Genomic DNA, 15,481 nt, shown 5'->3' with positions numbered 1-15,481 from the left:
TAACTACGCAAAACAACAACTACAACACAACTAGAACCCATGTTTAACTAATAAATTAAATTTATGATTCCACAATTATTTGTAGAAAGTATCGATTTAGGTGATGGCAGAAACATCACAATCGAGACAGGTCGTTTAGCCAAACAAGCGGATGGATCTGTAGTAGTAAGAATAGGTAAAACTGTTATTTTAGGAACAGTAGTATCTTCAAGAAAAGCAAGTCCAGGTATCGACTTTTTACCACTTACGGTAGATTATCGTGAAAAATTTGCTGCAGCAGGACGTTTCCCTGGTGGTTTCTTCAAAAGAGAAGCTCGTCCAAGTGATAACGAAGTGTTAACAATGCGTTTAGTAGACCGTGTATTGCGTCCGCTTTTCCCAGATGATTATCACGCAGAAGTTCAAGTGATGATTCAATTAATGTCTTATGATGAAGATGTGATGCCTGATGCATTAGCAGGTTTAGCCGCTTCAGCAGCATTAGCTTTATCTGACATTCCTTTCGAAACTTTAATTTCTGAAGCTAGAGTTGGAAGAATTGATGGTAAATTCATCATCAATCCAAGTCGTGCACAATTAGCATTATCTGACATAGATATGATGATTGGAGCTTCTATGGATTCTATCGCAATGGTAGAAGGTGAGATGAAAGAAATTTCAGAAGCAGAAATGCTAGAAGCAATTAAATTTGCACACGAACACATTAAAAATCAAATTGCTGCTCAACTACGTTTGCAAGCTGCTTTTGGAAAAAAAGAAGTTCGTACTTACGAAGGTGAGAAAGAAGATGAGGCTATTTACGCTAAAGTAAAAGCAGCATCTTATGATAAAATTTACGCTATTGCAAGTAAAGGTTCTTCTAAACAAGAACGTACAGCTGCATTTGCAGAAGTAAAAGAAGAAGTAAAAACATTATTTACAGAAGAAGAATTGGCAGAAAATGGCGATTTAGTTTCTAAATATTTTTACAAAACTAACAAAGAAGCGGTTCGTAATGTAACCCTAGATTTAGGAACACGTTTAGATGGAAGAAAAACTACAGAAATCAGACCAATCTGGTGTGAAGTAGATTATTTACCATCTGTACACGGATCTGCATTGTTTACACGTGGAGAAACACAAGCTTTGGCAACTGCAACTTTAGGAACATCTAGAGAAGCAAACCAAATTGACTCTCCGTCTGAACAAGGGGAAGAAAAATTCTACTTACATTATAACTTCCCTCCTTTCTCAACTGGTGAAGCTCGTCCTTTAAGAGGAACTTCAAGAAGAGAAGTAGGTCACGGAAACTTGGCTCAAAGAGCATTAAAAAACATGATTCCTGCTGATTGTCCTTACACAATTCGTGTAGTATCTGAAGTTTTAGAATCTAACGGTTCATCTTCAATGGCAACAGTTTGTGCAGGAACATTATCATTAATGGATGCTGGTATTCAAATGATTCGTCCCGTTTCTGGAATTGCAATGGGATTAATTACTGATGGAGAACGTTTTGCTGTATTGTCTGATATTCTTGGTGATGAAGATCACTTAGGAGATATGGACTTTAAAGTGACCGGAACTTCTGTAGGAATTACAGCTTGTCAAATGGACATCAAAATCGACGGTTTGAAATACGAGATTATGGAAGCTGCATTAGCTCAAGCTCGTGACGGTCGTTTACATATCCTTGGAAAATTAATCGAAACTTTAGCTGAGCCAAAAGCGGATGTTAAAGCATATGCTCCAAAAATCATTACAAGAACAATTCCTGGTAACTTTATTGGTGCTTTGATTGGACCTGGTGGAAAAGTAATTCAAGAATTACAAAAAGCTACTGGAACAACTATCGTAATCAACGAAGTAGATGAGCAAGGAGTTATCGAAATCTTAGGAACTGACCCTGCAGGAATTGAAGCAGTATTGGCTAAAATTAAGTCAATCACTTTCAAACCACAAATGGGAGAAGCTTACGAAGTAAAAGTTATCAAAATGCTAGATTTTGGTGCAGTTGTAGAGTACCTTGACGCTCCAGGAAACGAAGTATTACTTCACGTTTCTGAATTGGCTTGGGAAAGAACAGAGAATGTTGCCGATGTAGTAAACATGGGTGATGTATTCATGATTAAATATTTAGGTTTAGATCCTAAAACTCGTAAAGAGAAAGTATCTAGAAAAGCCTTAATGCCAAGACCTCCACGTGAGGAGAAAAAAGAGTAATCAATTCTTAGTTTACTAAAGGTTTATTTATAAAAAATCCCGTTTCATGAATTTGAAACGGGATTTTTGTTTTTAAATTAAATTATTTTTGAAACTATTGTAACTTTTTTGAAACTCCATACGTATAATCATTTGTACACTTAAAAATTGAGGAGACAAAAAAAACATGAGACAACTAAAAATCACCAAGCAGGTAACCAATCGTGAAACTGCTTCATTAGACAAGTATTTACAAGAAATTGGAAAAGTTGACCTTATTACCGCTGACGAAGAGGTAGAATTAGCACAAAAGATTAAAGCCGGTGACCAGAAAGCATTAGAGAAATTGACAAAAGCCAATTTACGTTTCGTGGTTTCGGTAGCAAAACAATATCAAAATCAAGGGTTAACTCTTCCCGATTTGATTAACGAAGGAAATTTAGGATTGATAAAAGCAGCACAACGTTTTGATGAAACTCGTGGTTTCAAATTCATATCGTATGCCGTTTGGTGGATTCGTCAATCTATTTTACAAGCATTGGCTGAACAATCTCGTATCGTCCGTTTGCCTTTGAACAAAATTGGTTCTATCAATAAAATCAACAAAATGTACGCTTTATTAGAGCAATCTAACGAGCGTCCACCATCTGCTGAGGAAATTGCAAAAGAGCTTGACATGACCGTAAATGACGTAAAAGAGAGCATGAAAAACTCTGGTCGTCACTTATCAATGGATGCACCTCTTGTAGAAGGAGAAGACTCTAACCTTTATGACGTTTTACGTTCAGGTGAATCTCCAAATCCAGACAGAGAATTAATCCACGAATCATTGCGTACCGAAATAGAGCGTTCCTTAGAAACATTGACTCCAAGAGAGGCCGATGTAGTTCGTTTATACTTTGGTCTTGGTGACCAACACCCAATGACATTAGAGGAAATAGGAGAAACTTTCGACCTAACTCGTGAGCGTGTACGTCAAATCAAGGAAAAAGCAATCCGTAGATTAAAACACACTTCAAGAAGTAAAATACTAAAAACCTATTTAGGATAAAACAGTCAAAAGTCATAAAGTCAAAAATCATAAAGTTCAACAACAGTATGATTTTTGACTTTCGGCTTTAGACTAATAAGTAACGACGGTCTGATTAACTGTTCGTTTTTTGATTGATGATTGAAACTCCGGCTGATTACCGGAGTTTTATTTTTTACAATTGCGAGGTACAAAGCAAACCAATTACATCATTATTTTTTTGGGCGTAACCCTCCGTAAAACTTCGGGTCAGGCTTTCGGCTTTATCTCTCCGTTACACTTCGAGGATACTGCCTCAAATGAAATTCACTGAACACATATAAAAAATAAATCCCTAGTGAAGTAATCCCTTACGCGGTTTACGGACAACTCGCGAGTTCTCCCTTCATTAAAAAAATTTTCTGCAATTGCTCTAAAAAAACTACTTTTGCACAAACAATACAACTACACAATGAAGAATACACTTATTGCACCATCAGTGCTTGCTGCCGATTTTGGAAACCTGCAACGCGACATCGAAATGATTAATAACAGTGAAGCTGATTGGTTTCATATTGATATTATGGATGGCGTTTTTGTTCCCAACATTTCTTATGGAATGCCAGTTCTGGAAGCCATTAACCGACATGCAAAAAAAACAATTGACGTTCACTTGATGATTATTGATCCTGACCGTTACATTAAAACTTTTGCTGAGTTAGGAGCAAATGTTCTAAGTGTACACTATGAAGCTTGTACGCACCTTCACAGAACACTGCAAGCCATCAAAGCTGAAGGGATGAAAGCCGGAGTTGCCATCAATCCACACACAAATATTGATTTACTGGAAGACGTAATCAATGATATTGATTTAGTTTGTATCATGAGTGTGAATCCAGGTTTTGGAGGACAATCTTTTATAGAAAACACGTATGCTAAAATTGAAAAGCTAAAAGCTTTAATCACCAAAAAAGGAGCAACTACAATCATTGAAGTTGACGGTGGTGTAACCAATAAAAATGCAAAACAATTAGTAGAGGCCGGAGCTGATGTTTTGGTAGCCGGAAGTTTTGTTTTCAAAGCAGAAAATCCAACGCAAACGATACACGATTTAAAGAAGCTAACAAACTTCTAGAAAATAAAAAATGGCGCTTAAAGCGCCATTTTTTATTTTAAATATTCTTCTTTAAAATTAATCATTCTTGAAATATGAGCATATAATTCCGGATGTTCCTTTTTGAAAATATGGGGAGTTTCATAAAAATGTTCTAAGATAACCGATAAAAATTCGAATTGATTTTCATAAGCATACAGCCTAAAATAATCTGTTCGAGTTAACTCGTTATTTAAAACTGGATTACTGTAATATTTTACGACTTCATTGAATTCATCAAAAAAGATAATCGCACTTGGATCATTACTTCTTAGGCAATGAAAATGCAACACATGAGAGAACTCGTGCAAACCCAGATTAATATTATCATTTGAGGTTAAATGGCCCAATAAAAAATCTTCCCACGAAAAAACGACCGCTTTCATTCTAGGATTAAATTCTCCTTTATGATACGTTTCGTTCACGGTAGAAAAATAACTGGAAGGATAGATTATAATTTTATTGAATAAACTGACAAGATAATTCCTCATTCCAAAAGTTAACATCACATACGTCCCCGCAATCAGCATTTGCATTTGTTCCGTAATAACAATTTCCTTTCCTATAAATTCATATTTAGCAACAAACTCGTTTATTCGGTGCTCAAAATACATTTTCCTTTTAGAAGAAAGCCTATTATAGAATGGAAAATCATTTACTAAAATCTGGCATTGGCTTGGTTTTAATTTTTTGGAGAAAGGATACCAATGAATATAAAGCGGCTTATTAAACAGTAAAATATAAGCTGGTTCCACTACTCTAAAAATTAAAAGCAGGAGAAATAATGTTCCAAAAAGTACCGAAATGAAAATTTGTAATGACATATTTTATAACCGCTTTAAAATAAAAAATGCTTCAAAATAATTTCAAGGAAACTTGATTTTTTGAAGCATTTCTATTTGTATTTGTGGCCGCGACAGGGTTCGAACCTGCAACCCTCAGAGTCGAAATCTGATATTCTATCCAGTTGAACTACGCAGCCATTTGATTTTAGATTGGTGATTAACGATTTTAGATTTATGATGTAAAATCGTTAATTAACAAACATAAAATTTATGTCAATAGTTTTTTAACTATTGTAGAAATTGTCTTTCCTTCGGCTGTTCCACCTAATTGTGCTGCTGCTAATCCCATCACTTTTCCCATTGAAGCAATTCCTGACGCACCAGTTTCTGCAATAATTTTAGCTATTACAGCTTCTACTTCAGCTTCGCTTAATTGTGCCGGCAGGAATTTTTCGATTACTGCAATTTGAGCCAATTCTGGTTCAGCTAAATCCAAACGGTTTTGCTCCGTAAAAATTCTAGCGCTTTCTTTACGTGTTTTTACTAATCTTTGAAGCAATTTAACTTCATCATCTTCCGTTATTTCTTCCTTAGATCCCGTCGCTGTTTGCGCTAACAGGATTTCAGATTTAATTGCTCTTAAAGCTTCTAATGCAACTGTATCTTTGGCTCTCATGGCGGTTTTCATTTCGTCCATGATTTGTACTGATAAACTCATATTCTTTATTGTTAATTTAGTTAATCGATTGTTTGTTCAATCGATTGTTGAAATGCTAATTATGAAAACGACTGCTTAATGCCCCAGTCCCGACGCTTCGGGAGTAGTGGAAAGCCTTTTAGGAGAAAATGTATTTTTTCATGGACTTAAAAAGCGACTTTAGAAGCTCTTTTAAGGGCGTAGAAAAAAACATTTTTGACAAAAAGCTTGAAACGACAGCTGGATTAAGGCCCGACAAAATTAAAGAAATTTACTGTAATTAGCAATAGATTGCTTTGTTGCTCGAAACGACAAAAAAATAACCCGAAAATTAAATGAATTTTCGGGCTACCTCATTTTGGTTTGAGTTAGTTAATCTACGTTGTCATGTAAATACGAGTTGTTAGAACGCAACTGTAGATCGTTGTTGCTGTCTGTTCCCACAGAAATTCTCGAATTTGTATTATTGGCTTGATTGTTTGAAATATCTATTCCCAATCTTTTGTAAGCCGGTTCTTTTTCGTATTCATCAATTTTGGAAACATTGTTATGAAACTTATAATTGAATTCTTTTAATTTTTTTCTTCTTTCATCGGCTCTCATTCTCAATGATTCCTCGATTGTCATTTCCATTGGAGAAACAGCATCAAAGTCAACAGGTGTATTTACTGATGTATCTACTTGTTTCATTGTGATGTTTAATTCAGCAGGAACAACAACTTCCGGAGTTTTAGCAACTGGTTTCGCCATGAAATCGTGCTCTGGCTCCATATACTCTTCAAGAGAATATTTGATAATTCCATTATCAGTCAATTCTGTTACGGGAACAAATTGAACCGCTTCGTTTACTTTGATATCACGAGTTTCATTTGTCAATTCAAACATTACTTTGCTTTCTTCAACTTGCGCTACCGGTTCTGCTTTGAAAAGTGGTAAATCAAATGAGAAAGTAGTTTGTTCTTGTCTTTCGATAACTTTTGGCTGTACTGCTTTTACTTCTGCTACTGGAGATGAAATTGTAAAATCAATATCAGTAATAGGAGAAACAATTTCGAAAGTCACGTCTAAATTTTTAATAAATTCAGACATTACCATCAATTCTTCTTTATTGATAGCTGGCGCCGCTACAACTGGCTCAGGAGCAACAACAGTATCTTCCAACAAATCAAAAACTATTCTTTCGTTTGAGTTAGAAGCTGGAGATTCTGTATTTAAATCAAAAGCTGCAACCGTTTTATTACTTAGATTATGAACACTTCTTTGTTCATCCTCTAATGTGTGTATAATTTTTTTTGGCTCCGTATTTACAATTTCGTTTTGTTGTTCAATATCAAAACCTGTAGCAATAATGGTAACAGCAATAGCATCACCTAGTGATTCGTCTTCACCAACCCCCATGATAATATTTGCATTGTGACCCGCTTCAGCTTGAATATGATCATTGATTTCTCCAATTTCGTCAATTGTAATTTCATTAGTTCCAGAAACGATAAGCAACAATACGTTTTTGGCACCTGTAATTTTATTATCATTTAACAACGGAGAATCTAAAGCAGCAATAATAGCTTCCTTAGCTCTATTCTCACCAGAAGAAACAGAAGATCCCATAATAGCAGTTCCGCTATTATACAATACTGTTTTAGCATCTCTTAAATCGATATTTTGAGTATAGTGATGCGTAATTACTTCAGCAATACCTCTTGAGGCTGTTGCCAAAACTTCATCCGCTTTTGAAAATCCAGCTTTGAAACCAAGATTCCCATATACTTCTCTTAATTTGTTATTATTGATAACAATTAAAGAGTCGACTTGCTTGCGTAATTTTTCTATACCAATTAAGGCTTGTTCCTGACGCACTTTTCCTTCAAATAAGAACGGTAATGTCACAATTCCTACAGTAAGAATATCTCTTTCTTTAGCCAATTGTGCAATAACCGGTGCAGCTCCAGTTCCTGTACCACCACCCATTCCGGCAGTGATGAATACCATTTTAGTATTTCTATCCAACATTTTTTCAATCTCGGAAATACTTTCAATAGCAGATTGCTGTCCTACATCTGGGTTTGCTCCAGCTCCAAGTCCTTCCGTTAAATGTACTCCTAACTGAATTTTATTAGGCACAGAACTACTTTGTAAGGCTTGAGAGTCCGTATTACATACGATGAAATCTACGCCTTTAATTCCTTGTTTAAACATGTGGTTTATGGCGTTACTTCCGCCTCCACCTACACCAATAACTTTTATTACATTTGATTGGTTCTTTGGTAAATCAAATGAAATACTTCCAAATTCTGAGTTGCTCATCATTTTATTTGGTTTTTGATATTTATTATTAATTATTGTGTTTTTCTGGGCACTGCCCTATTCTGCATTATCTAAGAAATCCTTAATCTTATCAACATAACGGTCAAAGAAATTTCTTTGAATCCTGTTTACGGTAGAATTATGTTTCTCATTTGAGTTTTGATCCTCTTCTTCTTCCTCTTTCTCAAGAACTTCATTCACTACCGGATTTTGAACAACTGCTTGTCGGTATACCGGAGCTTTAGGTTGTTCAATGGCGTCCATTCTTATTGCACTTTGTGTTTTATTCTCAATGCTTTTCATTACTAATCCGACTGCTGTTGCATACAAAGGACTTGAAATCTCCTCATCTGAATTTCCAGCCAAATGTTCGTTTGGATATCCAATTCTAGTATCCATTCCAGTAATGTATTCCACTAACTGTTTGATGTGTTTCAATTGCGCACCACCACCAGTAAGCACAATTCCTGCAATTAATTTTTTGCGAGGATCTTCGTGTCCGTAAGCTTTCACTTCAGTGAATACCTGATCTACAATTTCCACAACACGAGCATGGATTATTTTAGATAGATTTTTCAACGAAATCTCTTTTGGTTCTCTACCTCTTAATCCTGGAATAGAAACAATCTCGTTGTCTTTATTTTCTCCTGGCCAAGCTGATCCAAATTTCACTTTCAATAATTCAGCCTGCTTTTCAATGATCGAACATCCTTCTTTGATATCATCTGTAATCACATTTCCTCCAAAAGGAATTACCGCTGTGTGACGAATAATACCATCTTTGAAAATAGCCAAGTCTGTTGTTCCACCACCAATATCAATCAACGCAACTCCAGCTTCTTTTTCTTCCTGACTCAAAACGGCATCAGCTGAAGCCAATGGTTCCAAGGTCAATCCTGACAATTCGATTCCAGAACTTTGAATACATCTGCCTACATTACGAATCGATGATGCTTGTCCTACTACAACATGAAAACTAGACTCTAATCTTCCACCATACATCCCGATAGGCTCTTTGATTTCGGATTGTCCGTCAATTTTAAATTCCTGTGGCAAAACATGTATAATTTCTTCGCCAGGTAACATTGCCAATTTATTTACTTGGTCAATCAAAAGCTGAATGTCATTCCCGCCAATTACTTCTTCGGGATTGCTTCTGCTGATGTAATCAGTATGCTGAATACTGCGGATGTGTTGTCCCGCTATTCCTACCACTACATCTTTTATTTTATAGCCTGAATTATTTTCGGCTTCTTGAATCGCTTGTTGTATTGATTGTATGGTTTGAGTGATGTTATTTACCACACCTCTGGCCACACCTAAACTTTTAGATTTTCCAACACCTAAAATTTCTAATTTCCCATACTCATTCTTCTTGCCTATCATGGCAACTATTTTAGTTGTCCCAATATCTAGACCTACTGCAATATTCTCTTTTTCCATTATCTATTTATTTAGTGCAAACTACTTGTTCCGTAAATCGGAGGTCAATTTTTTTATATTTATACAACGAACTATCTAAAACCGCTTTTTGAAAAAAAGCTTTATAATTCTTGAATTTACGCTCGACATTGATCATTCTACCAAAATCAATTTGATAATCAAAATTTCTATTGAGCATTTTTAAGCTTCCATTAGGCATAATTTGAATTCCGATGATGTTTTTTTTCAAAAACGCATCGTCATAGATTAAGCGAAATAAATCGGATAAATCTTCGTTATTTTTTTTATTTATTCCCCCTGAAACAAGTGGAACTCTAGCTGTAAAATTAGTTGACAATGGCATTCTATTACCTTCGTAATCAATATAAAAAGAACCGCTATTATCAAAAACTCTAGCAATAGGAGTTTTTTGTTTCACCACTGCTTTTAACACCCCATCAATACTCACAAATACATCTGATCTTTCAATCATTTCTTGTGCGTTGAGAGTTGTTTCCAGTTTATTCAAATCTAAATTAACTTTTTGAATGCTTGATGCATCTTTTTTATTTTCTATTAACAATTTATTAACCGTTTCTTGCTTTACAAAAGGAGCGTTATCTCCTACAAAAATAACGGCAGATTTCGTCAATTTTCTATTTGCATTACGATTTGACGTAAACGAAAACAGAAAAATTACCAACACAAACATCAGTAATAATCGAATATTTGTCCAATTAAAGAGTCTCATTTATCGCTTTTTTAATTGATGGTACTAATTCTCCAATATCTCCAGCTCCAATCGTTACAATTATGGGAGCATCACTTGCTAAAATTGTTGCAATCAAATCGTCTTTAACTACTATTTTTTTATGACTATTAATCACTTTATCCATCAGCCATTGTGAGTTTATTCCTTCCATTGGCAATTCACGGGCCGGATAAATATCCAATAAAATTATGTCATCAAAAGCAGATAAACTTTTAGCAAAATCATCAGCAAAATCTCTCGTTCTACTAAACAAATGGGGTTGAAAAACTGCCAAAACTTTTTGGTTTGGATACAATTCTCGAACCGCCTGATGCACTGCATTTATCTCCGTTGGATGATGTGCATAATCATCAATATAAACCTTCGCTTCTGTTTTAATCTGATACGAAAATCTTCTTTTTATTCCCTTAAATGACATAATGGCTTTTGCAATGGCATCGGTTGGGGTGCCGAATAATTTTGCCATTGCGATAGCCATTAATGCATTCATTAAATTATGTCTTCCCGGTAAACCAAAATGTAAATCTTTAATTACTTCTGTAGGCGTTTGTACATCAAAAACATAGCTGCCATTTCCTATTCTAACATTAAAAGCTTTAAAAACAGCATCTTCGTTTACAGCACAGGTTACACCTTCTATTGGTAATTCTTTTGTTATAAAAAGATTGCTTTTATCTTCTATTTTGGAAGCAAATTCAAGGAAAGATTCCTCAATTGCTTCACTGGTACCGTAAATATCCAAATGATCCGCATCCATAGAAGTTATACAGGCAATATTGGGATGTAAATGCAGGAATGAACGATCAAATTCATCGGCTTCAACAACAGTTACTGTTTTTCCACTTCCTATCAAATTCGAATTATAATTCTCAACAATTCCTCCAATAAAAGCAGTAACATCGGCACCACTTTCGTTCAAAATATGCCCTAAAATTCCTGATGTTGTTGTTTTTCCGTGTGTTCCGGCAACTGCAAAACAAAAAGTGTCTTTTGTAATTATTCCTAAAACCTCTGCTCTTTTCTTAACTTGAAAATCTCTTTCCAAGAAATAATTCCACTCTGAATGCGTCTTAGGAACAGCCGGCGTAATAATCACCAAAGTATTTTCTATGTAAAAATCTTTAGGAATCGCATCAATGCTGTCTTCAAAATGAATTGAAATTCCACTTTCTATTAATTCATTAGTAAGAGCCGATGGTGTTTTATCATAACCTGAGACATTCTTGCCCAGATTCTTGAAATAACGAGCCAAATTACTCATCCCAATGCCTCCGATTCCGATAAAATAGACGTTATGTATTTGATTTAAGTTCATTTTATTTTGAGTCTTTGGTGTATTATCTTTTTATTTCTATCTAATTAGCTTTACAATTTCGTCAACAATTTGTTTTGTTGCTTCTGGCATAGCCAATAATTTTATATTTTCACTCAGCTGATTTTGCTTTCCCTGATCTTTCAGCAAGACTTCAAAAACAAGACTGAACTGTGATTCAAGTTCGGATTCTTTCAGCATCAAAGCTCCTTTTTTATCGACTATGGCTTGTGCATTTTTAGTTTGATGGTCTTCGGCAACATTTGGGGACGGAATAAAAATTACCGGTTTACCAACAATACACAACTCCGAAACGGATGATGCACCTGCACGAGAAATAACAACATCTGCCGCTGCATAAACTAAATCCATTCTTTCAATGAAAGCGACTACCTGAACATTTGCTGAATTGTATTTTTTATAATCTTCTAAATACAACTTTCCGCATTGCCAAATCACCTGAACATTTTGAGAAAGCATATTGGCTAACTCTTTTTCGATTAATTGGTTTACTCTTCTCGCTCCAAGGCTTCCTCCAAGAACCAACAATGTTTTTTTATTTGAATCTAAATTAAAATATTGAATTGCTTCTTCTCTTTTACTTTCGATATCAATTAAATCCTGACGCACTGGATTTCCAGTCAAAATCATTTTCTCTTTTGGGAAAAAGCGTTCCAGATTTTCATAAGCAACACAAATTTTGTTTGCCTTTTTACTCAACAGTTTATTGGTAATTCCCGGAAAGGAATTTTGTTCTTGAATCACTGTTGGAATTCCCGCAATTGCGGCTGCTTGCAATAACGGACCACTTGCAAAACCACCTGTTCCAATAACCACATCAGGCTTGAACTGTTTGATTATTGTTCGGGATTTTAATAAACTTGAAAGCAACTTAATTGGAAAAAGAGCATTGTCAAATGTCAATCTACGTTGTAAACCTGATATCCAAAGTCCTTTTATATTGTAACCAGCCTGAGGTACTTTTTGCATTTCCATTTTGTCTTTGGCACCTACAAAAAGAAAATCTGCATCAGGAAAACGAGCTTTTAATTCATTTGCAATAGCTATTGCAGGATAGATATGTCCACCCGTTCCGCCACCACTTAATATGAATTTATACTGTTTCATTTTTATTAATTTCAAATTTTATAAAACCACTTATTTATTTAAAACCGCGTGCATCGGATTGTTAGCTTTATCTTCTATCGAATAATTCTCCGCTACTACCTCTACCTCTTCTAATTCCCGGTCAATTAATTTTTGAAGCGCTTCTTCTCTCTTGGCAGCATCTTTCAATTCCTGCGCTATTTCTTCTTCTTTTTTCGTAACACTAATGATGATTCCTAGTGCAAAACAAGTCATCCAGATTGAACTTCCTCCACTACTGATTAAGGGCAATGTTTGTCCCGTAACCGGCAATAATTCAACCGCTACAGCCATATTTACCATTGCCTGAAATATCATTGGGAAACCCAATCCCACAACTACTAATTTTCCAAACAGTGAATTGGCTTTATGCGATGCTATTACAAATCGAAACAACAACAATAAATACAACATCAATACTCCTAAACCACCTAAAAGCCCATATTCTTCCACGATTATGGCAAAAATAAAATCGGAGGAAGATTGCGGCAAAAAGTTCTTTTGAACACTTTTTCCAGGACCTAATCCATATATTTTTCCCGAAGCTATAGCAATTTTAGCTTTCTCTATTTGATAATCATCTTCATCAGGTTTATCACTGGTAAAATTATCAATACGACTAATCCAAGTATCGACACGATTAGGAAAAGCATCCGGAAAAGCTTTAGCCACAAGAATAAAAAATGCAAGAAATACTATTCCTGACCCTACAACTATTCCAATATAACGCAACGGATATTTTCCAATGAAAACCAACATCAACACCATGGAGAAAATTAATGCTGTAGTAGAAAAATTGGCCGGAAGAATGAATGCCAACGTAATGAATACCGGCAACCAAAGCTCCCAAATTGAGGATTTAAAAGAAATAGGAACTTCTCGGGTTTTAGACAAATAACGCGCTACAAAAATAAACAACACCATTGCTGCCAATGTTGAAGTTTGAAACGTAACCCCTATGAACGGAACCTGAATCCATCGACTGGCATTGGCACCAGCAATTACTGTTCCCTTTATTAATGTGTAGGCCAATAATACCCAAACAATATACAACGCTCCTTTGGAAACAGCCTTGAAATAGTGGTAAGGTACTTTATGCACCATAAAAATAATGGTAAAACCAATACAGATATGCACAATATGTTTAACCAAATAACCTAATGTATTTCCGTTACCTTGACCGATATAAGCCAAATTACTACTAGCACTAAAAACAGGCATAAATGAAAACAAGGCCAATAAGGCCACGAATGACCAAATACCTTTATCTCCTTTTAAATTGTTGACTAGTTGTTTCATTTCTTATTAGTTTAAAGTTTTGTGTTTAACGTTTAAAGTTTCTCAACCTTAAACGTTAAACCTTAAACATTCCTATAAATTCTTAACTGCTTGTTTGAATTGTTTTCCTCTGTCTTCGTAGTTTTCGAATAAATCGAAACTGGCACATGCAGGGGACAATAAAACCGTATCGCCTTTTTCTGATAATCTTTGAGCCATTTTCACAGCATCATTCATAGTAGAGACTTCAATCATTATATCGACTACGTTACCAAAAACATCAATGATTTTTTTATTATCCACACCAAGACAGATAATCGCTTTTACTTTTTCACGAACTAATGACATCAATTCATTGTAATCATTTCCTTTATCAACACCTCCCACAATCCAAACTGTAGGTGTATTCATGCTGTCTAATGCAAAAAAAGTGGCGTTTACATTGGTTGCTTTTGAATCATTGATATATTGTACATTCTGAATTTTCAATACTTTTTCAAGACGGTGTTCCACTCCCTGAAAATTAGATAAACTTTCACGTATTGTAGATTTTCTAATCTGCATCAATTTTGCCACAGAGGTTGCTGCCATTGCGTTTTTCATGTTATGTTTTCCTTCTAAGGCAATATGTTCTGTGTCCATTGTAAACTCTTCGTGATTGATTGAAATTTCCATTTTGTTGTTTTTTATATAAGCTCCTTCGCTGAAAATTTTAGTCAATGAAAAAGGAATTAATTTGGCTTTTGTTGTATGTGTCTTAAACCATTCTGTAATGGCTTCATCATCGGCATCATAAATGAGGTAATCTTCCTCGGTTTGATTCATCGTAATTCTAAACTTTGCATCAATGTAATTCTCATATTTGTAATCGTATCGATCTAAATGATCTGGACTAATATTCGTAATAATGGCAATATGTGGCTTAAAATTCAAGATTCCGTCCAATTGAAAACTGCTCAACTCCAGCACATAAGAATCATATTTATTATCTGCTACTTGCCAGGCAAAACTCTTTCCAATATTCCCTCCCAATCCTACATTTAATCCTGCAGATTTCAGCAAATGATGGGTAAGCATTGTGGTAGTTGTCTTTCCATTACTACCGGTAATCCCTATTATGGTTGCATCTGTAAAAGGTGCAGCGAATTCAATTTCAGATAATACTGGAATTCCTTTTTCAATAAGCTTTTTTACTATTGGAGATTTATCCGGAATTCCTGGACTTTTCATGACCACATCAGCATTCAAAATCAAATCTTCGGTATGCTTTTCCTCTTCCCAAGCTATTCCATTAATGATAAGAACCTCTTTGTAATTCCCTTTTATCTTTCCGAAATCAGATACAAAAACTTCATATCCTTTTTTCTTGCCCAGAATAGCAGTACCTACACCACTTTCTCCTCCACCTAAGATTACTAACCTCAT

The 15,481-nt window shown here is 35.1% G+C and carries 12 protein-coding genes and 1 tRNA gene; 3 read left to right on the top strand and 10 right to left on the bottom strand.

Annotated features, from left to right (window positions below; genetic code table 11):
* Positions 1-63 precede the first annotated feature (63 nt).
* The 3 genes from Q1W72_RS11450 (at position 64) to rpe (ending at position 4,322) form a co-directional block, all read left to right on the top strand.
* A complete protein-coding gene (locus Q1W72_RS11450; protein WP_099714453.1) occupies positions 64-2,199 on the top strand; it encodes a polyribonucleotide nucleotidyltransferase in 2,136 nt (711 codons plus the stop codon).
* A 166-nt stretch (positions 2,200-2,365) separates the two neighbouring features.
* On the top strand, positions 2,366-3,229 hold the full coding sequence (locus tag Q1W72_RS11445; protein ID WP_007137700.1) for an RNA polymerase sigma factor RpoD/SigA: 864 nt from the start codon (positions 2,366-2,368) through the stop codon (positions 3,227-3,229).
* 430 nt (positions 3,230-3,659) lie between these two features.
* Positions 3,660-4,322 (top strand): ribulose-phosphate 3-epimerase, encoded by a 663-nt coding sequence (rpe, locus tag Q1W72_RS11440; RefSeq protein WP_099714452.1) that lies wholly within the window; start codon positions 3,660-3,662, stop codon positions 4,320-4,322.
* Positions 4,323-4,354: 32 nt separating this feature from the next.
* Here the strand turns inward: rpe and Q1W72_RS11435 are convergent, their stop codons facing one another.
* The 10 genes from Q1W72_RS11435 to murD all read right to left on the bottom strand — a co-directional run bounded on the left by Q1W72_RS11435 (position 4,355) and on the right by murD (position 15,481).
* Positions 4,355-5,164 carry a zinc-dependent peptidase gene (locus tag Q1W72_RS11435; RefSeq protein ID WP_302135330.1) on the bottom strand — a complete coding sequence of 270 codons (810 nt, stop codon included), beginning with the start codon at positions 5,162-5,164 and terminating at the stop codon, positions 4,355-4,357.
* A gap of 84 nt (positions 5,165-5,248) precedes the next feature.
* Positions 5,249-5,322, bottom strand: a tRNA-Arg gene (locus tag Q1W72_RS11430).
* Between the two features lie 71 nt (positions 5,323-5,393).
* Positions 5,394-5,843 (bottom strand): GatB/YqeY domain-containing protein, encoded by a 450-nt coding sequence (locus tag Q1W72_RS11425; RefSeq protein WP_099714450.1) that lies wholly within the window; start codon positions 5,841-5,843, stop codon positions 5,394-5,396.
* A 351-nt stretch (positions 5,844-6,194) separates the two neighbouring features.
* The gene (gene ftsZ, locus Q1W72_RS11420; RefSeq protein WP_099714449.1) at positions 6,195-8,129 is read right to left on the bottom strand and encodes a cell division protein FtsZ; all 1,935 of its coding nucleotides are present in this window, start codon (positions 8,127-8,129) and stop codon (positions 6,195-6,197) included.
* 54 nt (positions 8,130-8,183) lie between these two features.
* Positions 8,184-9,569, bottom strand: a complete 1,386-nt coding sequence (gene ftsA, locus Q1W72_RS11415) for a cell division protein FtsA (RefSeq protein WP_099714448.1) — start codon at positions 9,567-9,569, stop codon at positions 8,184-8,186.
* A 7-nt stretch (positions 9,570-9,576) separates the two neighbouring features.
* Entirely contained in the window at positions 9,577-10,299 is a 723-nt protein-coding gene (locus Q1W72_RS11410; protein ID WP_099714447.1) for a cell division protein FtsQ/DivIB, read from the bottom strand.
* Positions 10,286-11,635 carry a UDP-N-acetylmuramate--L-alanine ligase gene (gene murC, locus Q1W72_RS11405; RefSeq protein ID WP_302135328.1) on the bottom strand — a complete coding sequence of 450 codons (1,350 nt, stop codon included), beginning with the start codon at positions 11,633-11,635 and terminating at the stop codon, positions 10,286-10,288. The genes Q1W72_RS11410 and murC overlap by 14 nt, the downstream gene beginning before the upstream one ends.
* Positions 11,636-11,671: 36 nt before the next feature.
* The gene (gene murG, locus Q1W72_RS11400; protein ID WP_302135326.1) at positions 11,672-12,760 is read right to left on the bottom strand and encodes an undecaprenyldiphospho-muramoylpentapeptide beta-N-acetylglucosaminyltransferase; all 1,089 of its coding nucleotides are present in this window, start codon (positions 12,758-12,760) and stop codon (positions 11,672-11,674) included.
* Between the two features lie 30 nt (positions 12,761-12,790).
* Positions 12,791-14,077, bottom strand: a complete 1,287-nt coding sequence (locus Q1W72_RS11395) for an FtsW/RodA/SpoVE family cell cycle protein (RefSeq protein ID WP_302135324.1) — start codon at positions 14,075-14,077, stop codon at positions 12,791-12,793.
* A 72-nt stretch (positions 14,078-14,149) separates the two neighbouring features.
* Entirely contained in the window at positions 14,150-15,481 is a 1,332-nt protein-coding gene (gene murD, locus Q1W72_RS11390; RefSeq protein ID WP_302135322.1) for a UDP-N-acetylmuramoyl-L-alanine--D-glutamate ligase, read from the bottom strand.

It is taken from the genome of Flavobacterium sp. ZE23DGlu08, assembly GCF_030505335.1.
GTDB classification, from domain to species: Bacteria; Bacteroidota; Bacteroidia; order Flavobacteriales; family Flavobacteriaceae; genus Flavobacterium; species Flavobacterium algoritolerans.
This window is presented reverse-complemented; position numbering and strand designations above follow the sequence as displayed.